The organism is Rhizobium sp. NZLR1, assembly GCF_017357385.1.
GTDB lineage: Bacteria > Pseudomonadota > Alphaproteobacteria > Rhizobiales > Rhizobiaceae > Rhizobium.
This window is the reverse complement of the sequence record NZ_CP071632.1, coordinates 579,855-602,376: the sequence shown is the minus strand read 5'-3', so window position 1 is coordinate 602,376 and position 22,522 is coordinate 579,855. Positions and strand designations below refer to the sequence as shown.

28 protein-coding genes are annotated in these 22,522 nt (G+C 57.5%); 23 read left to right on the top strand and 5 right to left on the bottom strand.

Annotation, left to right across the window (positions count from 1 at the left end; genetic code table 11):
* The first annotated feature begins 36 nt into the window (after positions 1-36).
* The 4 genes from J3O30_RS03020 (at position 37) to J3O30_RS03005 (ending at position 2,703) form a co-directional block, all read left to right on the top strand.
* Positions 37-684, top strand: coding sequence for a response regulator transcription factor (locus J3O30_RS03020; protein ID WP_207582822.1), 648 nt, complete (start codon positions 37-39; stop codon positions 682-684).
* A gap of 115 nt (positions 685-799) precedes the next feature.
* Positions 800-1,489 (top strand): helix-turn-helix transcriptional regulator, encoded by a 690-nt coding sequence (locus tag J3O30_RS03015; RefSeq protein WP_207582821.1) that lies wholly within the window; start codon positions 800-802, stop codon positions 1,487-1,489.
* A gap of 11 nt (positions 1,490-1,500) precedes the next feature.
* Positions 1,501-2,208, top strand: a complete 708-nt coding sequence (locus J3O30_RS03010) for a thermonuclease family protein (RefSeq protein ID WP_207582820.1) — start codon at positions 1,501-1,503, stop codon at positions 2,206-2,208.
* Positions 2,209-2,289: 81 nt separating this feature from the next.
* Positions 2,290-2,703, top strand: a complete 414-nt coding sequence (locus tag J3O30_RS03005; RefSeq protein ID WP_207582819.1) for a tellurite resistance TerB family protein — start codon at positions 2,290-2,292, stop codon at positions 2,701-2,703.
* 26 nt (positions 2,704-2,729) lie between these two features.
* Here J3O30_RS03005 and J3O30_RS03000 read toward each other — a convergent pair whose 3' ends face one another.
* Complete coding sequence (locus tag J3O30_RS03000; RefSeq protein ID WP_207582818.1) at positions 2,730-3,605, bottom strand: transporter substrate-binding domain-containing protein; 876 nt, start codon at positions 3,603-3,605, stop codon at positions 2,730-2,732.
* A 539-nt stretch (positions 3,606-4,144) separates the two neighbouring features.
* On the opposite strand from J3O30_RS03000, the gene J3O30_RS02995 reads away from it, so the two are divergent.
* Positions 4,145-6,139 carry a methyl-accepting chemotaxis protein gene (locus tag J3O30_RS02995; RefSeq protein WP_207582817.1) on the top strand — a complete coding sequence of 665 codons (1,995 nt, stop codon included), beginning with the start codon at positions 4,145-4,147 and terminating at the stop codon, positions 6,137-6,139.
* Between the two features lie 198 nt (positions 6,140-6,337).
* Here the strand turns inward: J3O30_RS02995 and J3O30_RS02990 are convergent, their stop codons facing one another.
* Positions 6,338-6,718 carry a VOC family protein gene (locus J3O30_RS02990; protein WP_207582816.1) on the bottom strand — a complete coding sequence of 127 codons (381 nt, stop codon included), beginning with the start codon at positions 6,716-6,718 and terminating at the stop codon, positions 6,338-6,340.
* A 360-nt stretch (positions 6,719-7,078) separates the two neighbouring features.
* Here J3O30_RS02990 and J3O30_RS02985 point away from each other — a divergent pair, with 360 nt between their 5' ends.
* From J3O30_RS02985 to J3O30_RS02945, 9 genes are all read left to right on the top strand, one after another.
* The gene (locus J3O30_RS02985) at positions 7,079-7,357 is read left to right on the top strand and encodes a hypothetical protein (RefSeq protein WP_207582815.1); all 279 of its coding nucleotides are present in this window, start codon (positions 7,079-7,081) and stop codon (positions 7,355-7,357) included.
* Positions 7,358-8,133: 776 nt separating this feature from the next.
* Complete coding sequence (locus tag J3O30_RS02980; protein ID WP_207582814.1) at positions 8,134-8,733, top strand: hypothetical protein; 600 nt, start codon at positions 8,134-8,136, stop codon at positions 8,731-8,733.
* Positions 8,734-8,775: 42 nt separating this feature from the next.
* Positions 8,776-9,465 carry a hypothetical protein gene (locus tag J3O30_RS02975; protein ID WP_207582813.1) on the top strand — a complete coding sequence of 230 codons (690 nt, stop codon included), beginning with the start codon at positions 8,776-8,778 and terminating at the stop codon, positions 9,463-9,465.
* 10 nt (positions 9,466-9,475) lie between these two features.
* Positions 9,476-10,240 (top strand): hypothetical protein, encoded by a 765-nt coding sequence (locus tag J3O30_RS02970; RefSeq protein WP_207582812.1) that lies wholly within the window; start codon positions 9,476-9,478, stop codon positions 10,238-10,240.
* Positions 10,234-11,127 (top strand): hypothetical protein, encoded by an 894-nt coding sequence (locus tag J3O30_RS02965; RefSeq protein WP_207582811.1) that lies wholly within the window; start codon positions 10,234-10,236, stop codon positions 11,125-11,127. Before J3O30_RS02970 ends, J3O30_RS02965 begins: the two co-directional genes overlap by 7 nt.
* A gap of 1,362 nt (positions 11,128-12,489) precedes the next feature.
* Positions 12,490-13,434, top strand: coding sequence for a hypothetical protein (locus J3O30_RS02960; protein WP_207582810.1), 945 nt, complete (start codon positions 12,490-12,492; stop codon positions 13,432-13,434).
* Between the two features lie 132 nt (positions 13,435-13,566).
* Positions 13,567-13,812 carry an AlpA family phage regulatory protein gene (locus J3O30_RS33705; RefSeq protein ID WP_207582809.1) on the top strand — a complete coding sequence of 82 codons (246 nt, stop codon included), beginning with the start codon at positions 13,567-13,569 and terminating at the stop codon, positions 13,810-13,812.
* Positions 13,805-14,221: a hypothetical protein gene (locus tag J3O30_RS02950; RefSeq protein ID WP_207582808.1), complete on the top strand. Its 417-nt coding sequence runs from the start codon at positions 13,805-13,807 to the stop codon at positions 14,219-14,221. The genes J3O30_RS33705 and J3O30_RS02950 overlap by 8 nt, the downstream gene beginning before the upstream one ends.
* A complete protein-coding gene (locus tag J3O30_RS02945; RefSeq protein WP_207582807.1) occupies positions 14,218-14,943 on the top strand; it encodes a hypothetical protein in 726 nt (241 codons plus the stop codon). The genes J3O30_RS02950 and J3O30_RS02945 overlap by 4 nt, the downstream gene beginning before the upstream one ends.
* A gap of 53 nt (positions 14,944-14,996) precedes the next feature.
* Here the strand turns inward: J3O30_RS02945 and J3O30_RS02940 are convergent, their stop codons facing one another.
* The gene (locus J3O30_RS02940) at positions 14,997-15,551 is read right to left on the bottom strand and encodes a hypothetical protein (RefSeq protein ID WP_207582806.1); all 555 of its coding nucleotides are present in this window, start codon (positions 15,549-15,551) and stop codon (positions 14,997-14,999) included.
* A 414-nt stretch (positions 15,552-15,965) separates the two neighbouring features.
* On the opposite strand from J3O30_RS02940, the gene J3O30_RS02935 reads away from it, so the two are divergent.
* Genes J3O30_RS02935 through J3O30_RS02925 form a run of 3 tightly spaced genes read left to right on the top strand, consistent with a single transcriptional unit; the run spans position 15,966 to position 16,922 of the window.
* Positions 15,966-16,385, top strand: coding sequence for a hypothetical protein (locus tag J3O30_RS02935; protein WP_207582805.1), 420 nt, complete (start codon positions 15,966-15,968; stop codon positions 16,383-16,385).
* A complete protein-coding gene (locus J3O30_RS02930) occupies positions 16,382-16,540 on the top strand; it encodes a hypothetical protein (RefSeq protein ID WP_207582804.1) in 159 nt (52 codons plus the stop codon). Before J3O30_RS02935 ends, J3O30_RS02930 begins: the two co-directional genes overlap by 4 nt.
* A 25-nt stretch (positions 16,541-16,565) precedes the next feature.
* Positions 16,566-16,922 carry a DUF3768 domain-containing protein gene (locus tag J3O30_RS02925; protein ID WP_246762714.1) on the top strand — a complete coding sequence of 119 codons (357 nt, stop codon included), beginning with the start codon at positions 16,566-16,568 and terminating at the stop codon, positions 16,920-16,922.
* 26 nt (positions 16,923-16,948) lie between these two features.
* Here J3O30_RS02925 and J3O30_RS02920 read toward each other — a convergent pair whose 3' ends face one another.
* The gene (locus tag J3O30_RS02920; protein WP_207582802.1) at positions 16,949-17,212 is read right to left on the bottom strand and encodes a helix-turn-helix transcriptional regulator; all 264 of its coding nucleotides are present in this window, start codon (positions 17,210-17,212) and stop codon (positions 16,949-16,951) included.
* 95 nt (positions 17,213-17,307) lie between these two features.
* On the opposite strand from J3O30_RS02920, the gene J3O30_RS02915 reads away from it, so the two are divergent.
* The 6 genes from J3O30_RS02915 to J3O30_RS02890 all read left to right on the top strand — a co-directional run bounded on the left by J3O30_RS02915 (position 17,308) and on the right by J3O30_RS02890 (position 21,651).
* Positions 17,308-17,658: a hypothetical protein gene (locus J3O30_RS02915; protein WP_207582801.1), complete on the top strand. Its 351-nt coding sequence runs from the start codon at positions 17,308-17,310 to the stop codon at positions 17,656-17,658.
* A complete protein-coding gene (locus tag J3O30_RS02910) occupies positions 17,645-18,694 on the top strand; it encodes a hypothetical protein (protein ID WP_207582800.1) in 1,050 nt (349 codons plus the stop codon). Before J3O30_RS02915 ends, J3O30_RS02910 begins: the two co-directional genes overlap by 14 nt.
* 202 nt (positions 18,695-18,896) lie before the next feature.
* On the top strand, positions 18,897-19,307 hold the full coding sequence (locus tag J3O30_RS02905) for a transposase (RefSeq protein WP_207582799.1): 411 nt from the start codon (positions 18,897-18,899) through the stop codon (positions 19,305-19,307).
* The gene (gene tnpB, locus J3O30_RS02900; RefSeq protein ID WP_207582798.1) at positions 19,304-19,651 is read left to right on the top strand and encodes an IS66 family insertion sequence element accessory protein TnpB; all 348 of its coding nucleotides are present in this window, start codon (positions 19,304-19,306) and stop codon (positions 19,649-19,651) included. The genes J3O30_RS02905 and tnpB overlap by 4 nt, the downstream gene beginning before the upstream one ends.
* 45 nt (positions 19,652-19,696) lie before the next feature.
* A complete protein-coding gene (locus tag J3O30_RS02895; protein WP_207582797.1) occupies positions 19,697-21,367 on the top strand; it encodes an IS66 family transposase in 1,671 nt (556 codons plus the stop codon).
* 8 nt (positions 21,368-21,375) lie between these two features.
* A complete protein-coding gene (locus J3O30_RS02890; protein WP_207582796.1) occupies positions 21,376-21,651 on the top strand; it encodes a hypothetical protein in 276 nt (91 codons plus the stop codon).
* A 236-nt stretch (positions 21,652-21,887) separates the two neighbouring features.
* On the opposite strand, the gene J3O30_RS02885 is transcribed toward J3O30_RS02890, so the two are convergent.
* Positions 21,888-22,517 carry a hypothetical protein gene (locus J3O30_RS02885; RefSeq protein WP_207582795.1) on the bottom strand — a complete coding sequence of 210 codons (630 nt, stop codon included), beginning with the start codon at positions 22,515-22,517 and terminating at the stop codon, positions 21,888-21,890.
* Positions 22,518-22,522 lie beyond the last annotated feature (5 nt).

Here is a 22,522-nt window from a genome sequence, read left to right as displayed (position 1 = left end):
GCCGGCAATGATCGGGCTCTTGGGAGGGAGTTTTCGATGCACGAACAGACCATCATCATTGCGGACGACCATCCGCTTTTCCGGGATGCGCTGCGTCAGGCGGTGATCGGCATGGAAGGCCGGCAGGCGATCGTCGAGGCCGGCGATTTCGCCGCTGCGCGCACGGCCGCAGGCGCCCATGCGGACGCCGACCTAATGCTGCTCGACCTCGCCATGCCCGGGGTCAGCGGCTTTTCCGGCCTGATGGCGCTGCGCTCCGAATTCGCCAGCCTGCCGATCATCATCGTCTCGGCAAGCGACGATGCGACGACGATCCGCCGGGCGCTGGAACTTGGCGCTTCCGGCTTCATCTCCAAATCCTCCGGCATCGAGGGCATTCGCCGCAGCATCCAGACGGTGCTTGCCGGCGATATCGCCACGCCGGAAAACTATCGCGACGGCCAGGAGCAGGATCCCGATGTCGCCGACCTGATCCACCGCCTGCATACGCTGACGCCGCAGCAGAGCCGGGTGCTGACCATGCTGGCCGAAGGGCTGCTGAACAAGCAGATCGCCTATGAACTCGGCGTCTCCGAGGCGACGATCAAGGCGCATGTCTCGGCGATCCTGCTGAAACTCGATGTCGACAGCCGCACCCAAGCGGTCATCCAGCTCGGCAAGATCAATATGGCGATGGTCGCCTAAGCACTTTCAATAACAGGATTTTATTCCTCATTTACCTTTACTCAGGCGGCACGGTCGGTTAATATTCGGCCTGGTTTAAGCGCGGCAGGCACGAGCCGCACGGAATCGGGCGCATATGCTGTCACACGACCAGATCTGGGGAGCGATCGACAGGCTTGCCGAACGGCATGACCTGACGCCATCCGGTCTTGCGCGCCGCGCCGGGCTCGACCCCACCTCCTTCAACAAGTCGAAACGGCTTTCCGCCGATGGGCGGCTGCGCTGGCCCTCGACGGAATCGATCGCCAAGGTGCTCGGTGCGACCGGGGCGAGCATGGAACAGTTCCTTGTCTTCCTGCGGCCGGATGCCGGTCTTTCCAAGCAGTTGGCCGGAGAGCTTGCCGGAGAGCCTGACGACGCCTTTCCGCCGCAGGGAAGCTCGATTCCGCTGCTCGGCTTCGCCCAGGCCGGCGCCGGCGGCTTTTTCGACGATGGCGGTTTTCCGGCCGGCCATGGCTGGGATGTGGTGGAATTTCCGGCGGCCCCGACACAGAAATCCGGCGTCTATGCGTTGGAGGTGCAGGGCGAAAGCATGATGCCGCTCTACCGCGACGGCGACGTGCTGATCGTCGCGCCGGGTGCGCAGGTGCGCCGCAACGACCGCGTCGTGGTGCGCACATGCGCGGGCGAGGTGATGGCCAAGGTGCTGCTGCGCCAGAGCCCGCGATCGATCGAGCTGATGTCGCTCAATCCCGAACATGCCAACCGAACACTCGAGCTTTCCGACGTCGATTGGATCGCCCGCATCATCTGGGCCAGTCAATAGGAAGATATTCCATGCGCCTTGCCGCCTTGTTCACAGGTCTTACGGGAATGGCGGTGGTGGCCGGCCTGCTGATGGCGGGCGAAACAAGGCTGCGCGGCGGCACGGCCGGGGAAGAGAGCGTGTCGGCAGAGGAGACGGCGACTTCGGTGGATCCCGCCGCGCAAGCCGGCGAACCGGCTGCGATGTCGGACGACCGGGCCGAAGTGATCGCCCGTTCGGCGCAACCGCCGGCTCCTCCCTCCCCTCGGCCAGCCGACGGCACGGCGCCCAAACCCGCCGATATCGCACCACCAGCTGAGACCGCCGCCGGGCAAGCCGCAAATCCTTCCGCGAAAAAGCCGATGGAGCTGACGCGGCCGGCGGTCGAAAATGCCGGCATGCTGTCCTTCGGCGAGCGCAGGCTTCAGCTCGCCGGCGTCGTGCCGACGCCGGCCGACAGGATATGCGGGCCGGCGGGCCGGCAATGGCCCTGCGGCATGATGGCGAAGACGGCGCTGCGCCAACTTTTGCGCAATCGCAGCATCGCCTGCGATATCGATCCGGCCGAATGGAAGGAAATGGCGACGACCGCATGCCGGCTCGGCACGCAGGATCTCGGCGCATGGCTTGCCGAAAACGGCTGGGCTGAAGTCGCGGCGGGTTCGCCGCTTGCATCGGCCGCCGAGAAAGCCAGGCAGGCTGGAAAAGGGCTTTACGGCGACGATCCGCGCCGGAGATAACTGGCGGTCATGACGGGGACCGATCCCTTGTAATGGCGGCTGCCAATTCCTAATCTCCGCTGATCGAAAAAGGAATCAGAGATGAACAAGCCGCTTTCCGCCCATGATGCGCTGATCTACGTGATGGTGATGGCCTCTGCCGTCGACAGCACGATGAACGACAGGGAGCTGGAAAGGATCGGCCAACTGATCGGATTTCTGCCGGTTTTCCGGGATTTCGATGACGACAAGCTGATTTCGGTGGCGCGCGACTGCGCCTCGCTGCTTTCCGGACCTGAGGGCCTCGACGTCGTTCTCGAAACCGTGCGCGACACCCTGCCCGTCAAGCTCTACGACACCGCCTATGCGCTGGCCGTCGAGGTGGCTTCCGCCGATCTTTCGGTCAAGGCGGAAGAACTGCGGTTGCTCAGCCTGCTGCGCGACCGGCTCGGCCTCGACAAGCTGACCTGCGCGGCGATCGAGCGCAGTGCGATAGCCCGTTTCCGCAAGAGCTGATCCTTAAGTCTTTGTTTTTATGCATGTCAGTAGAGCCCGTAGGGAAAATAGCGCAGATAGATTTCCTGCAGACGGCCGTTGCGCGACAGCGTGGCGAGCGCGTGGTCGATGGCTGACGTCAGCACGCTGTCCTTCTGCCGCAGCATGATCGTCATGCCCTCGCCGAGGAAATGCTCGGAGAGATAGGGGCCGTCGAACAGTGCGCAGCATTTGGCCGAGGCCGGCGAGGAGACCCAGAAGGAAAGCTGCAGCGCATCGGCGAAGGCGGCATCGACCTTGCGCTCCCTAAGCGCAGCAAGCAGGGCGTCCTTGGTGTCGAAGGTCTGCGCCTTGATCGCGGGAAAGAAGGCGGCCAGCATCGCCTCGTGCACCGTGCCCTTGACCACACCGACCGGGTGAGCCGAAAGCGCGGCCGCCGTTTTGCCGTCGAGCGGAACGGCGAGATTGTGCACGAAGCGCGCCGGCAGCATCAGATAGGGCCGGGAGAAGACGAATTGCCGGCGCAATTCAGGCGTCACGGCAAGACCGGCGATGACGGCATCGCCCTGCGAGGCGGCGAGCGCATCCTTCAGATCGGCGAAAGGGATCGCCTGGATCTGGCACTTGTCTGAAATCTCCAGCTCGCTGCAGATCTCGCGGGCGAGATCGACGTTGAAACCGGAAAGCTTGCCGTTCTGATCGGTAAAATTGAACGGCGGGAAATCGACCGAGGTCAGGAAACGCAAGCGGACCAGCGAGGAGAGATCGGGCCTCGCCAGACGTTCGCGGGCATCGAAAAGCAGCGGCAGCGAGGGTGCAGCCTGCTGAGCGGATGCGGCAAAACCCGAAAACAGCACGCGCAGAAACAGCCCGAATACGAGAAAACCCTTCACAGCCAGGGATGCCAACTTGGATTGCATCATCGTGATCTTGGTCTCGGGTTAAGCGCGAAGCGTGCGGTGTCGGCGAGATGTAGCAGAGTCATGCGGGACGGGGAATATGCATGCGACGGATCGTGCCGCATCCGCCCCTCATCCGCCTGCCGGCACCGACCGGGGTCGAGCCACGGGTCTCGGCCCGTCCTTCGGACCCCCGTTTGCGGGGCGAAGGGGATATGCCGCGACCTCGCCGACGCCTCGCGTGGGATGTCCCCTCGCCCCGTTTACGGGGAGAGGGTTAGGGTGAGGGGCAGCCATCAGCGCAGATCGGGCAGCCATGGCAACGCATTGAAGACGATAATTCGGGCGCTAAAAATCGTGGGTATGCCGCCCCGCCGTTAGCGCGGAATTAAAGAATATCGCCTCTATTTGTGGCGACGACACGGACCCGCCGACCGATTGCATGATGCATGCGTCAACCCCGCCATAATCCCTGAGCCGCGGCACTTACGCGGCGCTCCGTTTGCAACAATTGATTTCAAAGCACCGGGCGTGCGACGCCCGGTCAACCGGGTGACATTTCCATGTTGAAGCATCTGAAAATCCGCACGAAAATCATATCGGTCGTGGCGCTCTTGGGGCTGATCACGATGGCCGGGCTGATCTATGTCATTGCCGAGTTCCGCCGTGCGGATGCCGCCTACAGCGCCTTCATCGATCATGAAGCGCTGGCCTCGATGCAGAGCGCGCGCGCCAGCGCCTCGGTGGTGGCCTCGGTGCTGCAGGTAACCCTGCTGGCCGAGATGAAGCCCGATACGCCGGCATTCGCCACAGCGCTCGCCACACCGAGCAAGCTGCCGCAGGCCCGTGACCGGATGAAAGATGCGCTGGCGCTGGTTCCCAGCCGCAAAGCGGCGATCGATGACATCCAGGCCGGCATCGATGAGATCGAAACGCTGGCGAACAAGATCATCGAACAGAGCAAAGCCAAGGACAGCGCCGGGGCGCTGGCGAATGTTGCCCTGATCAATGCCAAGCTCAATGCGCTGACCCCGAAGATGATCGCCAACAATGATGCGATGATGGCGATGCTCAAGGACGGCGGCGACGCGCTTTCGGCCTCGGTCAACGGGCGGATCGTCTTCTGTCTCGTTCTGATCGGCATTGCCGTGCTGCTCGCCGTCGGCTTCAGCGTCGTCGTCGCCCAGATGGGCATTGCCGGCCCGATGACGCAGTTGCGCCTGCGCATGACTCGGCTTGCCGAAGGCGATACCACAAGCGAGGTCAGCGGGCTCGACCGCGGCGACGAAGTCGGCCAGATGGCAAAGGCCGTGTCGATCTTCCGCGACAATGCGATCGAGCGCGGGCGGATCGAGGCGCGGGCCGAAGCTGACCGTAACCTCAGTGACGGCGAGCGGCGTGAACGCGACGCGCAGAAAACCCGTGAAGCATCCGAACTCGAAGGCGCAGTTACCGCGCTCGGCGACGGCCTGCGCCGTCTTGCCGCCGGCGATCTCGCCTCGCATATCGACCAGCCCTTCGTCGCGCATCTCGATGCGCTGCGCGAGGATTTCAACAACTCGGTCGAGAAGCTCAACGAAACTCTGCATACGGTCGGCGCCAACGCCCGGGCGATCGGCGCCGGCGCCAACGAGATCCGGTCTTCCGCAGACGAGCTTTCCAGGCGGACGGAACAACAGTCGGCCTCCGTCGAAGAGACGGCGGCGGCGCTGGAGGAGATCACCACGACGGTGCGCGACGCCGCCAAGCGTGCCGAGGAGGCGAGCCAGCTCGTCGCCCGCACCCGCCTCGGGGCCGAAAAATCCGGCGACATCGTCCGCAAGGCGGTCTCCGCCATGCAGCAGATCGAAAAATCCTCGGGCGAAATCTCCAACATCATCGGCGTCATCGACGACATCGCCTTCCAGACTAACCTTCTGGCCTTGAACGCCGGCGTCGAAGCTGCGCGTGCCGGCGACGCCGGCAAGGGTTTTGCCGTCGTCGCCCAGGAGGTGCGCGAACTCGCCCAACGTTCCGCCAAGGCGGCAAAGGAAATCAAGGGCTTGATCACCAACTCCGGCACGCATGTGCAGACCGGCGTTTCGCTGGTCGGCGAAACCGGCAAGGCGCTCGATTCGATCGTCCAGGAGGTGCAGGAAATCAACCAGCACGTCCACGCCATCGCCGAAGCCTCGCGCGAACAGTCGATCGGGCTGCAGGAGATCAACACCGCCGTCAACACCATGGATCAGGGCACGCAGCAGAATGCGGCGATGGTCGAGCAGTCGACGGCCGCCAGCCACAGCCTCGCCACGGAAGCGACAGCGCTGAACAACCTGCTCGGCCAGTTCAGGCTGACGGGCACCGGCGGCTTTGCCGCCAGTGCGCCGATTGCCGCCGCAGCCCCACGCGCTACCCCGCGCCCGGCCGTCAGAACAGCCCCGATCCGCGTCGCTCGCGAAGGCACAGCCCGCCCGGCCGCCTCGCCAGCCCGCGCCCTCGGCCAAAAAATCGCCAACGCCTTTAACGCCGGCAACAGCGCACCGAAAAGCCAGGATGGCGACTGGACGGAGTTCTGAGCCACGGCTGTCCAGTTCACGCCCGAAGCCTGCCCGTCACCCTAACTCAACCGGGGTCGAGCCGCTGGTCTCGACCCGTCCTTCGGACCCCCGTAAACGGGGCGAGGGACGTGCCAGGCGCGAGCCTAGCGAGGAACGGAGAGGTTGCAGCTCTTCCCCTTCGCCCCGCTAGCGGGGAGAAGGTCTTTTGGGATCTCGCTAACCCGGCCGCCAGCCGACCTCGACGAGGATATTCCCAGGCGCCGTGCAATAAAACAGCCAGCCGCCGCGCATGGCAGCTGGCGGACCGGAGAGCGCCGCGCCGGCGGCAAAAAGCCCGGCATGCACCCTATCGACATCTGCCCTTTCGGGCAGGATGAAGCCGATATGATAGGTCTGGCGCTGCAGTTCAACCTGGTCGGCGGTGCCGAATTTGGCAATGGCGTGACTGAGGACGATTTCGAGACCGGCATCGTCCGCAAGGATCGCCAAGCCGTTCTGGCCGCGCATATCCTTAAGCGTCAGGCCGAAATGGCGGATGAAAAAATCCGCCGTCGCAGTGATATCGGGTACGTGAAAATCGAGATGGTTCAGGCGCATGACAGTCTCCGTTCAAAAAATCCCGGGACTGCCTTTTGCCGTCTCCGCACGCCGCCGGGATCCCGCATCTGGTGCGGATCACGTCGCGGGTTCTCGTGCCATGGGCCACGGAGCAGAGCTTCGCCGGAGCGCTCTTGACGCTCCAGCGGAAGGGATCGGGCTTACCTCAACCGATCCTGCCTTTTTCGACGCTGCCGATCTAGCAGACGGCGCCGGTTTCGGCAATGGATTAGCACTGAACGATCACGGCGTTCCAAGCGGTGCTTCTCGAAGGATTGAAACTGCCCATGCCGTTTGCGTGATGCGCCGGCGCCAATAGAGAGTAAGATCGCTTCGTCGGCGGCATCGGAAGGGATGGACATGAAACCCGCACTCATCGGCCTCATCGGCACCCTCCTCATTGCCGGTTGCAATACCGTTACCTATAGCGGCCCCGGCCTCGAGCCAATCCCCGGAAGCATCACCTATAACGGCCAGCCGCGCACCAAGCTCACCAAATCGCCGGTCGGCTCGGCCTTTCCGCATGATTTCATCGACCAGTATGGCCAGCAGGTGGAGGAAACCTACATCATCCAGCCCGATCGGAGCCTGATCATCGCGCACCGCCGATACAAGCCGATCCGGTTCTTTGGGGATTAGATGTTGGTCGGCTTCGCGTGCGGGAAGCTGGAGCGGGTGAAGGGAATCGAATATGCTATCTAACACAATGATTAACATCACTATTTCTATCATTTGATCTTACAATACCGCGAATAGTACCGGAAAACCCATTGAGATTAAAGCAGACCACAGCGAGCTTATCAGACAACCTTGAAAATCAGACCAGAGGGGGTCAACCGAGCGATTGTACGTACAGAATAATGGCAGAACCATCCAAAGGATGGCGTGCACTTTTGCAGCATTCCCCTCCATGTTATTTGGCGAAACAAGACGACGTTCGCTTGCTAGTTGAGTGATCGCCCTCAATGTGGACGGAGGTCATTCTATCCTTAGCGACCGCGTATGACGGCATTTTCTATGGAGGAAACACATGTGATCGTCTCAGCATGCCGACCCGACCCTACAAGCTGCCTTGGGGCGCGCGCCCGAAAGGCGTATATAAATTAGTTCGGGCGCACTTAGTGCGCCAACCTAGCAGCGCGCTACGGGACAAATCCTCTGCGCAGTTTGCAGAGCATTTGTCCGGTTACGAGCAATTGCCCGCCCGTGGGCAGCGAAAAAGCTCGGCACAGGGCGCCTAGACCCACAGATTGCACCGCCGGCCGCCGTGATCAAATTTCTGAAGACGCTGAGAGAAGCATACTTCGGCGGTGCAGCTCTGGGTTAATTCAATTGGATATATTGACAAGTGTATTACTTTGGCATTCTGTACCTAGGGTTGGTATACAACTATACGTTATGTTGGAGGGCGAGCGATGAAAATCGGTTTTTCTGTAGTTTTTTGCGTTCTTCTTTTTTCAACAGTGATCGTTGAAGCCAAAAGCGGATGCCTAATGGCGGGGCCAATTCCGTGTCCGCCAGTCGCGAATTCCGCTTGGTGGAACGGCGCGTGGGCCACGAGAATGCAAGACGGAGGCGGAAAGCCTTTGACCGCCTTCACTCTGTTGAAACCAAATGGAAAGTACGTTTCGACCCTTGAGTACGACGATGGGAGAACGGTGCAGGAATGGGGTCACTTTCAAATAGAATTTCCTAAAGGAAAGAAAAGTATATCGCACGTAGCAGTTAACATTACCGAGGAAGCTAACGATATTGGCATCAAAGTTGAGACCACTAATTACCGGAAATCTGGGGACCTCATCAACCTGATGGCCGCTCCTCTGCCCTCGAAAGGCAGCCATGACTGTGAGTGCGCTGAAGGCAAGATAACCTATTGGGTCGAGGGATCGTCGCTCTCGCCCGGCAGCTTCGCGTCTCCGCAAAGTTTCAAATTTCTCGAACAAGCGCCCGGCTACGTCCGCGTATGGGGTGACGGGGTAGACGGCAAACTTAGCCGACAATACGCCGCGCCTTGATTTCCTTTCGTAGTGACTTCGGGCTGAAATCTTGGAAACACCATGTTCAAGTATCGAATGCTGCCATGCTTATTGGCACTCGGCATCGCCGGCGGGTACGGGGAGATGTCGTGCGCGGAGATGATTGCAGAATGCGGAGCAGGCCAGGATCGCGGCTGCGCTATAGAACCCAATTTGAGATTGGGTTGGCTCTCGATCGGCTATCCTCCAGAAATCTCCGCAATGGTGCTAAAGATGGCCGATCCGAAGCTGACATGGCTCAACGACAATGTGGATGAGAGCATTCTCTCAGTGGCGAGCCGCGGCATAGCCATTGCTTCGAAAGCGTCGCCAAAGAAAAGAGGCGGTCTCTTGATACTTGCAGAAAGCACCCCTCTTGGCGATCAACAATGGCGACCCGAGAAGGTAATGGATTGGACAGTTCGGGCAATCAACTTACAGGAAATTGAGCCTCAGGAACTTTACCGTCTACTGGACGTGGGGGATGTGAAGACACCGGCGCCGCTAGATATGACCGTTGACAAAAACGCCGCCGCGCTTTGTCACTTCGTTCCAACACTAGTCTTGAGTGCTAAGTCAAACGTCAAAAACAGCGGCATATTTCTTTTGGCGTCTCGGGAATGTCCAAACGCGTTGTTTGGATGGTGGAATGATCGTGGGCTGGTAATTGACACTGTGGTGGGGGGAATCGGACCGACCACGAAAGCCGCAATTGATAATCTCAACCACTGAGGTCGATGCGATGTATGCGAATGCTCGGACGCTTGCCGCATTGATGGTTCTGTTTTCCGTCCAGGGCACTTTACAAGCCAATGCGTCGGGACGGTTGATATTGATCGGCTTATATGACACGGCCGATCCTACAGCGGGGGTGCTAATCAAGCGCGCATCACAACGTGTGAATGCTTTCTTTGACGCGGCATCCGATGCGCTGGGGGAGCAACGGCAGGTAAGCCAGTTCGTATTGGATGGTGCTGACTTCTCAGTCGATAGTTTGCGTGCTGTAGTGAATCCGCTACCTGCCCTCGGCGCCGACGACTCAGTGATTTTAGTTTATATCGGGCACGGCTTCGACGATCCTCTGTCGCCGTTCCAAATGCTTAACATCCGCGACCAGAGGAACGACAAGGATAGTCTGCCTGCGCAACGGATCATAGATGCGTTGTCCTCAAGAACGCCAGGAACACTGATCTTATTGTTTGAGGCATGCAACGTAGAGCGCCAAGCCTCGACGTCAGCAGCAGCTGAAGAAACACCGGACCCTCGACGTATCAAAGCGCTTCTTGATGCGCACTTTGGTCTCGCAATCGCTTCTACCCGCGAGGGCGAGTACAGTTATGTCGGGAAAGGAGGAGGAGTTTCTTCGAATAGGCTCCTCAGCTTCTTTTCAAAAACACAGGGCTCTCTTGCTTCCGCAACTGCCTTTCAGTCGTTTATGTCCCAACCGCTCGGCACAGGGGCGCCGCTTCAGCCGGAACAACATCCCACAGCGAGGAGATTGTGGTAAAATTCTCCGCAATTTTTTTACTCGTCTCCATCGCCCTTCCCGAGGCCGAAGTACTCGCGGAAGAAGTCCAGTTTGACGATACGCTTGTGTGTGGAGAGGCAATGGCAGCTCCAGTGCCGGGGACGAGCGCTACGATTACCAGTCTGTCGTCCACCAGCTTAAGCTCCGACGGCTTGCAACCGGGTTGGGACGAGTTCTTGAACGTGTCATTCCACTTGATAGAAGATCGCATACATTCCGGCGCAAGTCTCGTGATTGCAACCCGCATGCCCTTCGATGACACGCCGGGAGCACTTCGCAACCCCGGCTGTTTCTCCAGGTCGAAAAACTACGTGATGCTTGCGGAAGGTCTGCTTGAGTTCGCCTTCTTGCAAGCTCGTCCAGAACGTAGCGCGTCGGCCATTGGGGTTACATTTCACGAGCTCGGCCACGCGTTTCAGCAACGCAAGGCGCCAAAATCCATGGGAGACGGCTCTATTGAAGACTACCTATATGCAAAATCCGATCAAGGCATTGAATTGTTTAGCGATTATTTTGCTGGGTTCATGTTTCTATTTTGGCGACGTTATGTCGAAGACCATTTAAACATCAAAAATCCGCTCTATCACGACCTGCTCGTGAACCTCGCCAGCTTTGACAACTTTCGGTTTACGTTTCGATACTTCGGCTGCTATCAGGCAGCAAGATCTATTCACGGCGACTATCGACAGCGCCATGACGCATTCGTGCTTGGCGCATTGGACGCCGAAAAGGTCGGCGTCCGCAGTCTTGATGATGTTACCGATGATGATTTGGACGCTATGGTTATGTCAGGCGCCGTCGCAGTTCTTCGGATCAGCACTCAACCACATGCGAAAAGCGCGGGCAATAGTTGTATGCCGAAATAGAATATTTTCTCGCACTCAGTGGAGTAATGTATGCTACGAGAACTGTACTTGGCGGTAGGGACTATTGTGGCTCTTGGCTCGGTTAACGTGGCGCACGGTTACGATTGTCCATTTTCCGACAAATCGACGTGCGTGGACGCTAGCCCACATAGCCATTCGCAGCAACCGACGAACTTCTGCGAATCATTGATCTTGCTCACTGAAACTCCTCCAAATAATCTAAGCTACGACGATGGTGACCCGGTCGACTTAAATAATTTTCGAGCGGGACGCCTTGCGGACAGGCTTGAGATGTCAAACGGCGCGAGGGTGCCATGTCGGCTCGCCAAGATTAGATCCAAAGGCTATTTTGCTGCGTATTGCACACAAACATCAGATACTCGAGAGGAATTGGCCGATATCTACCGATCATATCTAAATGACATGAGGTCATGCGCACGGCGACATGGTTATAAGGAGTTTACTGGTGCCACTCCAGGAGTTGCTCCAGGCAATATAGGTATGAGGCAAAATTACAGTTTTAACAAAGGCGATTTCTACGTTTGGCTATATTCCGGCGTGAGCACAACTGGGCGTTACTATGTCGGCTTCCAATGGCAACTTGAGAAATTCTAGATGTGGGCGCGGAGCACCGGCGCAAGCGCAGATTCTTGCTACTTGAGCAGTAGGATCATCATATGACCAAAGGTGGATGCATTATCTTGTTGGCTTTGTTCAACGCTGTTATTTTTTCAACTCAAGCGATCAGTTCCGGGTCCGACGGCTTGTTCGTGGACACGTGTCGACAGGACGACTGTGAACGCGAGTGGATTATCGTAAAGACAACCGTCGAAATGGACACTTATCGTGTGACTGTGAGGAATGCGAGCTATCGAGCGCCTGCGCAAGAAATGGAACCTCAATACGATCAAGTGAGTGATCATAATGATGTTGTCCATTGTGGATCGGAAAGTCCATATACACAGGCACCTGACGAGCCTCCACGACCGAGAGGAGACTGGTCGGATTTGCCAAGTAACGACGACTCGGCGTTTGAAATTCGAGAAGCGCTCTGGATCGCTGTCTGCCGAGGAGAGTATGGCCTCCCCCAACAATGGTAATTAGAGCTTCGTTGTAAGGCTGGAACTTCCATCTGCTGAGCCCGGCGGTTGTTGCCGTGATCGCTTGCAGGAAGATTGCGAGTACCTCAACTGCACGCTGAGTGGGTGCGAAGGATACAAAGATAAATCACCGTTTCGAGCTGCGGTGATCGTAACCGGCATGGAAGACTCGTTGCTGCTTATCGTACGATTGAATCAAAATAGAACCTGCGTACCGTCGCCGTGCGATCCTCTGCGGAATCAGATAGGAAATGTTGAGAAAATGGGCAAGCCTTTGGACAAGAAGCTCATTGAGACTTTAACAACAACTGCTGATGCAATCTACGCTCAGCCAAAGGTCCAACGTCCCGATGACGAAGGATTTTTGGCAGAAATGTTTGCTGAAGGCGGCGCGTTCAACCCGCACAAGGCAGTAACACTTTTGCTTGACCCCCAGCCTTCCTATTTCGGACACAAGGAGGCAATGCTCGCTGCCTTCTCCAGCTGGGTAATCGCCCCTGAAGACGAACAGATGCAGTTTGAGTTCGTGGCGACCTCGATAAAAAATTCTATTAAAAAATCTGAGGAGCTCGCACAAGAAACTTGTGAAGATCTATCGGCGGTTGAAGTGGACATGATTGCCCGCTATGCAATCGCGGGTCCGCAATTCATTGAAAATCTCTACTTTCCTTTCACGGGAATGCATCTACTTGCCGAAACTGTGGTGTCGGAGGCGAGCAAAAAAGACGTGAAGGCTAAAGAAAGGCGGTTCTACACTCTCTTGCGAATGATGGACCTTTGCCACTACTGGTCCTCTTCCGGCATTTACGCTTCCGACTTCGGACCAAGCGTCAATCGGGCTATTGATGTAGTCGAACGATTTCCCGACCGGAGGACCGTTACAAGGTCTGGAATCTACGACGCATGGGCGGAAGTGAAAGGCAATATCGCTCTAATTTATGCGGCAAACTCCGTTGAAGTCGATGAGGGTCTGTCACTTCTCGAGAGCTTTAAGCAAGGTAGTATCGACTTTGACCGACACTATCCGGTATTCGATCGCTGGATGCGGCGAGCACGCTACGTGTGCGACACGATACTATCCAAGATGCCTGACCTGGATCTCTATGAGTCCAACATTGCGCTTCTCTTGAATATTGATAGCGAGCCTTTCCCTCACGCTGAGTTCTCCGGCAGAGAGCTAGATGAAATCAATAACGCGTCACGGTGACGCTTTAACGCAATTACAACTCTCCTAAGAACAATAGGACTGCCTCTCCGACCACTGGTAGGAGAATTTAAGCAGCTGATCGAGAAGGCTAAATTTCTCCCGTTCCCACAAATCGGAACGAAGGAGAAAAATATGAAGTCGTACATTCGAAAACCCACAAATAGCACGCCTGACGCGTTCGCGAAGCGGCAAGGCTTTCTTCGCCTCGACATGATTTTGGCACCTCTGGGGCCGCTACCTATCAGCAAGTCAAGCTGGTGGAGTAAGGTGCGTACTGGCGAATATCCTCAACCGGTCAAGCTTGGGCCCCGAACGACTGCTTGGCGAGTAGCTGACATCCTCGACCTCATTGAACGGCTGGAGAGTCGGCATGTCTAAAAATCGGGGCTCAGATAAATTCTCGGCGTTCGCTCGCAGATGGCATCTTTTTGAAGAAGCGGAGATATGCGCATCGTACTTCGCTTCAATCACACAGCGCCTGATCGCTTTGGGCGAGATGACCGATCACTTGTCGGGAGGTAATTTCGAAGGTGACCTGCAGGCGGTGCGTAGCTTGATATCAGCAACGCCGGCAGCGCTAGATGAGAACGACTACGTGGTGACTGAATTTCGAGAGCGTCTCATATCGGGGCTCTCTGTAATCGAAAGTGCACTTCCCTCTTTGGCGCGGCCCAGAAAGACGGTGGTGGCGGAAATAAATTCGATGCTTGCTCACGTTAGACTGGAAGCCTTTGCGGTCGAATCCTTCTTCGCAAGCCTAGTCACCATGCTTGGAGACGATGAATGAAGAACTCGCGGAAAGTTGCTTCCAAGCGAATAAACCACCCGGAAAAGTTCTCGTGGTCCGACATGATTCCTTCGAAAGTGAGACCAAGTGATCATGAAATCAAGCTGATTCAAAATTCGGATTATCCGAATTTCATGGAAGAATTGAAGAGCATCCGGACGGGCCTCGCTGACATGGAGCTAAAACGCCGAGTGTCATTGGCTCGAAATCTCGCGTCCGCTTACAACGTAGCAAAACGGCTCGAACGGGATTTTTTTGCGTGGTCCGATTTTCTAGCAGGCGACTGGGGTGACCTTCGGAAACCTAAAGTCCAAGAGCAAAAGAAGAATGCGCTTAAGCACGTCCTTCGCTGGCTGTGTGGCCCGACCAAAGACGGCCAGAAGAAAGCAAGCTTCTATAATCGCGCGTTAGGCCCGCTATTTGAGAGTGATCTAACAGCTCACTCGATCAGGATGAAAATTCACTACACTGGCCTACGAAAACTTGCGGACCAGCATGCCGCGTCAAAGCAGAAAAAGCCAAAATTTGACTACATGAAACCTGTCGAAAAGAACAAGCGGTGGTGCGTTACCATGGACGTGGAGTTTGATATCCATCCGCACGACCTGATCGGATTAACCGGCCAGATTGGATTCGAAATGACAGGCCGCGTTTTAGAAACAGCGGGCAAACGCATGAAGGTGCTCGGCTGGAGATTCAAAAAAACTCAAGACTTTTCGTAGGCATCAAAGCGAACGGTCTGTACAGTCCTGAGACCTGAAAGCCAGAGGGCGCTTTAGGCGCCCTTTTTGCTCATCTCCGAAGGATGCCTTGGCAGTATGAAAATCCCGTCACTTCCGATCCGAAGCTTGTCAAACGATTTCAAGACGTATCCTGTGGCTTTTGTGGGTGTGTCTTTGATCGGCTTGACGTGGACATTCGTCAACATCCCGCTGCGCATAATCTGAGGTCTCGCCCGATCAACGATATCCTCCAAGTTCATCGCGGTTCGGGTTTTCGGCGGCACAAGATAAATTCCACCGAGATGCATTCCGTCATTGTTCGCAATTCCGTGAAGCGCTTTCTTGATCTTCTTGTGTACCGGCCAATCCACGCAACCCAAGAAGAACGGCCAATTGTCGATCGGCACCTTAGACTGATCCTTGAGGAATCTCGTCAATAGCGTTGCATAGATCCGCTCAACCTCATCCTCCATCCGAGCCTTGCGGGTCTCTTCCGAACCTTTCAATTCCTTGAACATAAATGTGAGCAGTGATCCTTCGAAACCTTCATCAATTCGTTCCTGTATCATGCTCTTGTATGCGTCGATGATCTTCTGCTTGTCGCTCATGTAATATCTCCTGTCGTCATACAGGCTGCTGCCCTGATGTGTCTTTCAGGCAATGCGCTGCCATATGCCTGATCCATCGATCAGGACATTGCGTTTTCAAATGTACGAAGGTCCGAGCAGACGTGGCGCTTCCCCGCCTGTCATAACCATCGATTGTCGTATGCAATTGGCTTATTGCCTGTGTGCTTTACCGCCGCCGCAAGCGAGCTCTGGATAGGGCAAGGAACCGAGTCTGGATCTCATTCCTCGTGCAATACAGCCTGCAATCACGAGGCGCATCTAGCGGAGACAACAGCAACCTACAATTGACATCTCGCCACTGTTCTGATATAACATGACGGCGCAGGCCAGCTTTGGCTTGCAGCCATAATCATGCTGGGCCCCTCGGGGCCTTCTTTCATTTCGGAGATCGATATGACCGCGACTGCAACTGCCGCAAACGGTATCAGCCTGCCCCACCCCGTCATCGTCCTCGGCCGTGACGACAATGGCAAAGCCCACGCCTCGTTCTTTCCCGCCACCGATGCTCAGCCGGCCTCACGCGCCGCCAGTCTAATGGGAATGCTTGCGCTCCCTGCGGACAACGACGCCGTGCGATCGCTGCTGCCGAAGCTACCGAAGGGAAAGCTCTTCGACAGCGGCAAAGCCTTCGTGCCCTTCGTCAAGCAGGACCTCTACAAACAGATTGCCGCGCACCTGCCCGAGGCCGACCGGGCGAAGGCGGAAGAAGTGCGGGCGCCCCTGCCGATGTTTCGCAACAGGGACATTCCGCGACGCCGAGCAATGTGCCGGATAGCTGGGATAAGGTCGTCGTCGGCAGCTTGGTTCTCGTGACTGAAGATCCGCTTGAGGGATGGTTCGAAGCCACGGTCGTCGAACTCAAGCCGGACAATGTTCTGCGGCTCCAGTGGCGGCATTACCTCGACCTGCCGCCGTTCAACCGCCGGCTTGAAGACGTGGCGCTGCTGCATCCCTCGATGAAGCTGTGAGGGCCGGCCTATGCGGAGCCTCTCGATGACTGCGTCACCCCATCAACCGGCGGCCGTCGAAAGGACGGCCACCATTCGCAGCCTCAACGATGCCTTCAGGCGCAATCCGACGGCCGGCAGGGCCGTTATGACCCAAGGGGTGAACTCTCTGCCCCACGATCAGCGATTGGCCCTCTTGAGGGCCGTCGTCGGGTTCTCGGCCTTTGATGCCGGCAATGATCCCTACAACGAGCACGACTTCGGGGCGATCGAACTGGATGGCGTCAGCTACTTCTGGAAGATTGACTACTTCGACCAGGACTATGACATGGGCTCGCCCGATCCCGCCAATCCGCACATCACCCGCCGTGTGCTGACCATCATGCGGGCGGACGAATACTGATGCTTGCGATCAATTCAAACCCGGCATCACCGCCCCGGTTTTCGTCCAGCGGGCAACGAACTTGGCGGTGGTTCACCTGCGGCCGGTATCTCGAAAAGCTCTGCGATATCGACAGCAAGTGCTGCCGCGATGCGATCGAGGAGATCGATCGACGCGTTGAAGTCGCCGCGCTCGATACCGCTGATGGTCGTGCGATCGACACCAGCGTCTACGGCAAGGTTCTCCTGCGTCACCTTCTTATCGGCACGCACCTTGCGGAGATTCCAAGCAAGTCGTTCGCGTGTATCCATGATCGCATGGCGACCATCTTGAAGGCTCGTAATCCATCGGATATATCCAACATATTTCAATTTCGGCGCGAGGTTTGCGCCGCTGGGGACAAACTATGAAAATCGCAGTCGGAATTATTGGAATCTTCTTGGGCCTGCTGGTGCTGATGCAGTCATGCGCCGTCACGGCCGGTAGCGGCTTGCTTCAGGACAAAGCGACCGGAGGTGCCGGCGCAGTCGGCATGCTGGTTGGCCTGCTCTTTTTCATCGCAGGGGCATTCTCGTTCGCCCTGCCGCTCGTCGGTACGATCATGTTCGGGCTGGCGGCAGCCTTCGCCTTTCTGGCATCGACACAGGGAAGCTTTTCAGACCTTACGATCTGGGGCTTCATTGCCTTGATCCTCGCCATGATGTCGTTCTTCACGTGGCGCTCAGCAAAGCGGAAGAAGCTCAATGCGCCTGTCTGATCAGCTAAAGCCCCTTGCCCTCGGCCTATCGCTTTCACTTGTCGCCGCGTGCGGTGCCGTGGCGAGTGAGACGAACTACTACAACAGCAAGCCTTGGGCGGTCGTGCTGCATGTGCCGGACGCGCAGGGCGTACGCCCATATTGCGCCATTCGCACGTCGCTTTGGGATACAAGAGCGATATCCATCGAAACGCAGATCGGAGCTGCAGACGCGGTGACGATGGCTATCCGCATTCACAAGGACAATTGGAAGTTACCGCTCAATCAGACAACCTCAGTCGCCTTTATGACCGTGGCTGCATTGGGTACCGACGTCACGATGAAGGCGATCAGTGCGGAGGAGCTTTACTACGCATTTCCTCGAGGGTCCTTCGACCAAACCAGCGTTGTCCTCAGCACTCTCATTCAACAGGTATTCAGCTCGCGGCAACCTCCGCCTCTCACGGTCAGATTCGGCGGCAATGAGCCAATGTGGGTTGTGCCGGCGCTGGATCGTTTCCAAACAATCGAGTTCAACGAGGCTTTCAACCGCTGTGACGTCGATCTGAGAGGACTGCATGCGAGTGCGACCGAGGGCAACACAGACACTTCGCCGTTTGCCGCCGCGTCTTCGTCGGTTACTCCTTCCGGCCAATCTTCAAGTGCTGACCGGCCTCAGCCTGCCACCAATTGGGAATTCTACACGCGTGATGAGGATTGGGGATCGACATGCTTTGTCCAAACCCATCGCGGGATAACGATGGTGGGCTTCATCGGTTCTCCGGGCAAGGAACTCGTGGGATTTGTCAGCAGCCTATTCAGCGGCGAAACAAAGGCAACGTGGCATGTCGACGATAGTCCGGCGTATGTCGTCGAGGGCGATCAGGACGATTATTTCACATGGCACAGCTTCGGTCCGATGCCTCCGGCAATTCTTGATCAGGTGGCTCAGGGGAAAGACCTGGCCGTGACGAGTGCCAAGGGTGAACGCGTCGTTATCGACCTCGGTGGGGCAGCCGATCCGGTCTCCAAATTCAAGGCGTGCTTCAAACCCTAACCGACCGCCGCAACTGCGGGCTCGGAATAATCCGCCCCGCAGGTTGCTATAGTAATCTGGTGCAAGACGATCACAACGATAGCATGACGAGTTCGACCTCAGCTATGAGCAAGCACGGCGCGACGTAAGCCCACGGTGAAGGCCGTCTTGCGAGGTTGATGCGAACATCGGAAGTCCTAGTGCAAACACTAGGAGTAGTCCTATGACCAAGCATCCGATTGAAGTGATTACGTCTGTCGAGCGCCGCTGGCGCTGGTCTCGCGAAGATAAGGAGCGGCTGGTTGCAGCCTGCCTTGAGCCTGGTGCGGTTCTCTCCGAGATTGCTCGATCGGCCGGCATCCACGTCAGCCAACTCTTTCGGTGGCGCAAGGAGCTTTGCCAAATCGAGGAACCGAGGACCGAGACGGCGAACACCTTGGTGCCCTTGATCGTGTCGAAGGCCGCGCCGGCAGCCCAGCCCGTTGCCTTGGAAGCGTCGGCCCCATCGCAGCCGCGCCGGAAGCGTAGCGATGTGATGATTGAGCTGGGCCGCGGTCGCCGCGTCCGCGTGAATAGCGACATCGACACGGAGGCGCTTGGCCGTATTCTCGATTGTGTGCTGGGTCGGCGATGATCCCGGTCCCTGCTGGTGTGAAGGTCTGGCTGGCAACGGGCCATACGGACATGCGCAAGGGTTTCCCCGGTCTGTCGCTGATGGTGCAAGAGACGCTGAAGCGCGATCCGATGTGCGGACATCTGTTCGTGTTCCGCGGTCGTGGCGGTGGCCTGATCAAGGTCATTTGGCATGATGGCCAGGGAGCCTGCCTGTTCACGAAAAAGCTGGAGCGGGGACGCTTCATATGGCCGTCTGCCGCCGACGGCTCGGTGGTGATCACGCCGGCACAGCTCGGGTATCTGCTGGAAGGTATCGACTGGCGGATGCCGCAAAAGACCTGGCGACCGACCTCGGCCGGATGAGTAAAAACACTGGAATGGCGGGGTCAAATATGATTCCATCAGTCCATGAACGATGCGGCCGAACAGCTTCCTGACGACCTTGCCAGCGCACTTGCGGCCCTGGCGGCGGAGCGTGCCCGACGCATCACGGCCGAGGCCGAGGCAGCGACCGCCAAGGCAGAAGCCGCCAGTGCAAAGGCGCTCGTATCGCATTCCGAGGCGCTGATCGCGCGGTTGAAGCTGGAGATCGAGAAGGTCCGCCGAGACCTCTACGGCAGTCGCTCGGAGCGCAAAGCGCGGCTTCTCGAACAGATGGAACTGCAGCTCGAGGAGCTGGAGGCCGATGCTGGCGAAGATGAACTGGCAGCAGAGATCGCAGCCAATGCTTCGACCGTCAGGGCCTTCGAGCGCAAGCGACCATCACGGAAACCGTTTCCCGAGCATCTCCCGCGCGAGCGCGTCGTCATCGCTGCCCCGACAAACTGCGCCTGCTGCGGCTCCGCCAAGCTGTCGAAGCTCGGCGAGGATGTCACCGAGACCCTGGAGGTCATCGCGCGTCAATGGAAGGTCATTCAGACCGTTCGGGAGAAGTTCTCCTGCCGCGAATGCGAGAAGATCACGCAGCCACCAGCACCCTTCCATGTGACACCCCGCGGCTTTGCCGGCCCGAACCTTCTGGCGATGATCCTGTTCGAGAAGTTCGCCCAGCATCAGCCGCTCAATCGCCAGAGCGAGCGCTATGCTAGAGAGGGGATCGATCTCAACCTGTCGACGCTGGCCGATCAGGTCGGCGCGTGTGCCGCGGCCCTGAAGCCAATCCATTCGTTGATCGAAGCCCATGTCCTGGCCGCCGAGCGACTGCATGGCGACGACACGACCGTGCCGATCCTGGCAAAGGGAAAGACCGATACAGGCCGCTTCTGGACCTACGTCCGGGATGACCGGCCGTTCGGTGGCCTGGATAAGCAAAAATTGGCACCGCCCGCCGCCCTCTACTATTCCTCTCGGGATCGGCGGCAAGAGCATCCAGAGCGACATCTGAAGACCTTCACCGGCATTTTGCAGGCGGATGCCTATGGCGGCTACAATCCGCTGTTCAAGGTAGACCGCGATCCCACGCCTCTGCGCCAAGCACTCTGCTGGGCACATTCGCGCCGCAAGTTCTTCGTGCTGGCCGACATCGCCACGAACGCCAAACGTGGCAGCAAAGCCGCGCCGATCTCGCCGATGGCATTGGAGGCCGTCAAACGGATCGATGCCCTGTTCGATATCGAACGGGAGATCAACGGTCTTAGCCCCGATCAACGCTTGGAGCGCCGCCGCAAGGAAAGCCAGTCGCTCGTCGAAGAACTACATGGCTGGCTCCAAACCGAGCGGGCAAAGCTGTCGCGCAGTTCTCCCGTCGCAGAGGCCACTGACTACATGCTGAAGCGCTGGGTTGGCTTCACGTCCTTCCTCGAAGACGGCCGGATTTGCCTGACGAACAATGCTGCCGAACGCGCGCTCAGAGGCTTTGCTCTTGGAAGAAAGTCATGGCTCTTCGCCGGATCGGATCGTGGTGCTGATCGTGCCGCTTTCATGGCCACGCTGATCATGACGGCCAAGCTCAATGACATCGACCCACAGGCCTGGCTCGCCGACGTTCTCGCCAACATTGCCGACACGCCGATCAGCAGGCTGGAGCAATGGCTGCCGTGGAACTGGAAACCGACGCAAACAGCAGCCGTTGCGGCATAGGATCAACGATGGATCGCAAAGCCGACCGAGCTATCATTCGGAAAATATTGCTCACCGAGTGGGACCCCATCGGGGTGTCGGACATTCCTGAAGCGCAAGACGAATATGATGCCTATGCCGATACCGTCTTTGGCATGCTGGCCAACCAAACCGCCTCAGTTGATGCCATCGCGCAGTATCTCTTCAAGATCGCGACCGAGCAAATGGGGCTCTCATACCCAGAACTTACAGAGCGCTGCGATAAGGCGGCAAGAGCCGTCGAGGCACTTCAGTCAGACCGCTGAACCTACACATCATCAGTGCAAGGTGCGGTAGTCACCGGATGCTTACGGCGCGACTTTGTCACCGTGGATGAAGCCTTTACGGCGCAGAGACACAGCTTTTCCATGACCACAAACGCCTAGACTAAGTTGCAATTTTGTCAATCGAGATCGAAAGTCCTGATAGTGCCACCAGTTACTTGGAACGAAACAACCGGAGCGACATGCCCGCGCCGAAACTCGTCGGCAAATTAGCTACTTCAAGGATGGGGTGTTGAATGGGTCACCACAATCATGCAGTCTTTGTAAGCATTAGTTGTCATTATCAGTTCGCCGCTTCGCCACGCTACGATGTTGGCTAACGCTGGGTCGATGACGTATTGCGGCGGGCCTCCTTCGGCCGCCCATCCTGAGACGAGACCGGTCCCCCTAGAGGGTGCCCCTCCACGGGAAAGGCATGCATAGTCCACCCATCCGAAGAATTCTGCTCCGTATCGCGGGGCAACTTGGGGCTTCCAGACACTGACGGCGGCGGCGGTCCCTCCACTAGGGCCGATATAATAGCGGCTAACCTGACGTATGTCCTTTTGCCGAATATCATTATCGACCGTCAGCGTATTGCGGACATGAAGGTCATCTACCGTTATTTCCTTGTTTAATTCGGCTTTGAGAGCGTCTATTTGCGCGAGCAGAGCCTGAATCCTATCACTCAGGAGATTATTCGTCGCTGCGATCCGGTCATTCAGACAGTCCGCGTATTCTTTTGCATCGACGAGCGTTTCAACTTTTCTAGGACACTCAGCGCCATAAGCTGCTGACAAGAGCGCGAGAACTATGATTGCGGCGACGCCCGCCGTTCGCGTCGCGGTGTTTTTTCCTGTAGCACACATAGTGG

Coding starts and splice junctions, on each gene's coding strand:
- J3O30_RS03020 (WP_207582822.1), top strand. CDS start 37: ATGCACGAACAGACCATCATCATTGCGGACGACCATCCGCTTTTCCGG.
- J3O30_RS03015 (WP_207582821.1), top strand. CDS start 800: ATGCTGTCACACGACCAGATCTGGGGAGCGATCGACAGGCTTGCCGAA.
- J3O30_RS03010 (WP_207582820.1), top strand. CDS start 1,501: ATGCGCCTTGCCGCCTTGTTCACAGGTCTTACGGGAATGGCGGTGGTG.
- J3O30_RS03005 (WP_207582819.1), top strand. CDS start 2,290: ATGAACAAGCCGCTTTCCGCCCATGATGCGCTGATCTACGTGATGGTG.
- J3O30_RS03000 (WP_207582818.1), bottom strand. CDS start 3,605: ATGATGCAATCCAAGTTGGCATCCCTGGCTGTGAAGGGTTTTCTCGTA.
- J3O30_RS02995 (WP_207582817.1), top strand. CDS start 4,145: ATGTTGAAGCATCTGAAAATCCGCACGAAAATCATATCGGTCGTGGCG.
- J3O30_RS02990 (WP_207582816.1), bottom strand. CDS start 6,718: ATGCGCCTGAACCATCTCGATTTTCACGTACCCGATATCACTGCGACG.
- J3O30_RS02985 (WP_207582815.1), top strand. CDS start 7,079: ATGAAACCCGCACTCATCGGCCTCATCGGCACCCTCCTCATTGCCGGT.
- J3O30_RS02980 (WP_207582814.1), top strand. CDS start 8,134: ATGAAAATCGGTTTTTCTGTAGTTTTTTGCGTTCTTCTTTTTTCAACA.
- J3O30_RS02975 (WP_207582813.1), top strand. CDS start 8,776: ATGTTCAAGTATCGAATGCTGCCATGCTTATTGGCACTCGGCATCGCC.
- J3O30_RS02970 (WP_207582812.1), top strand. CDS start 9,476: ATGTATGCGAATGCTCGGACGCTTGCCGCATTGATGGTTCTGTTTTCC.
- J3O30_RS02960 (WP_207582810.1), top strand. CDS start 12,490: ATGGGCAAGCCTTTGGACAAGAAGCTCATTGAGACTTTAACAACAACT.
- J3O30_RS33705 (WP_207582809.1), top strand. CDS start 13,567: ATGAAGTCGTACATTCGAAAACCCACAAATAGCACGCCTGACGCGTTC.
- J3O30_RS02950 (WP_207582808.1), top strand. CDS start 13,805: ATGTCTAAAAATCGGGGCTCAGATAAATTCTCGGCGTTCGCTCGCAGA.
- J3O30_RS02945 (WP_207582807.1), top strand. CDS start 14,218: ATGAAGAACTCGCGGAAAGTTGCTTCCAAGCGAATAAACCACCCGGAA.
- J3O30_RS02940 (WP_207582806.1), bottom strand. CDS start 15,551: ATGAGCGACAAGCAGAAGATCATCGACGCATACAAGAGCATGATACAG.
- J3O30_RS02935 (WP_207582805.1), top strand. CDS start 15,966: ATGACCGCGACTGCAACTGCCGCAAACGGTATCAGCCTGCCCCACCCC.
- J3O30_RS02925 (WP_246762714.1), top strand. CDS start 16,566: ATGACTGCGTCACCCCATCAACCGGCGGCCGTCGAAAGGACGGCCACC.
- J3O30_RS02920 (WP_207582802.1), bottom strand. CDS start 17,212: ATGGATACACGCGAACGACTTGCTTGGAATCTCCGCAAGGTGCGTGCC.
- J3O30_RS02915 (WP_207582801.1), top strand. CDS start 17,308: ATGAAAATCGCAGTCGGAATTATTGGAATCTTCTTGGGCCTGCTGGTG.
- J3O30_RS02910 (WP_207582800.1), top strand. CDS start 17,645: ATGCGCCTGTCTGATCAGCTAAAGCCCCTTGCCCTCGGCCTATCGCTT.
- J3O30_RS02905 (WP_207582799.1), top strand. CDS start 18,897: ATGACCAAGCATCCGATTGAAGTGATTACGTCTGTCGAGCGCCGCTGG.
- tnpB (WP_207582798.1), top strand. CDS start 19,304: ATGATCCCGGTCCCTGCTGGTGTGAAGGTCTGGCTGGCAACGGGCCAT.
- J3O30_RS02895 (WP_207582797.1), top strand. CDS start 19,697: ATGAACGATGCGGCCGAACAGCTTCCTGACGACCTTGCCAGCGCACTT.
- J3O30_RS02890 (WP_207582796.1), top strand. CDS start 21,376: ATGGATCGCAAAGCCGACCGAGCTATCATTCGGAAAATATTGCTCACC.
- J3O30_RS02885 (WP_207582795.1), bottom strand. CDS start 22,517: ATGTGTGCTACAGGAAAAAACACCGCGACGCGAACGGCGGGCGTCGCC.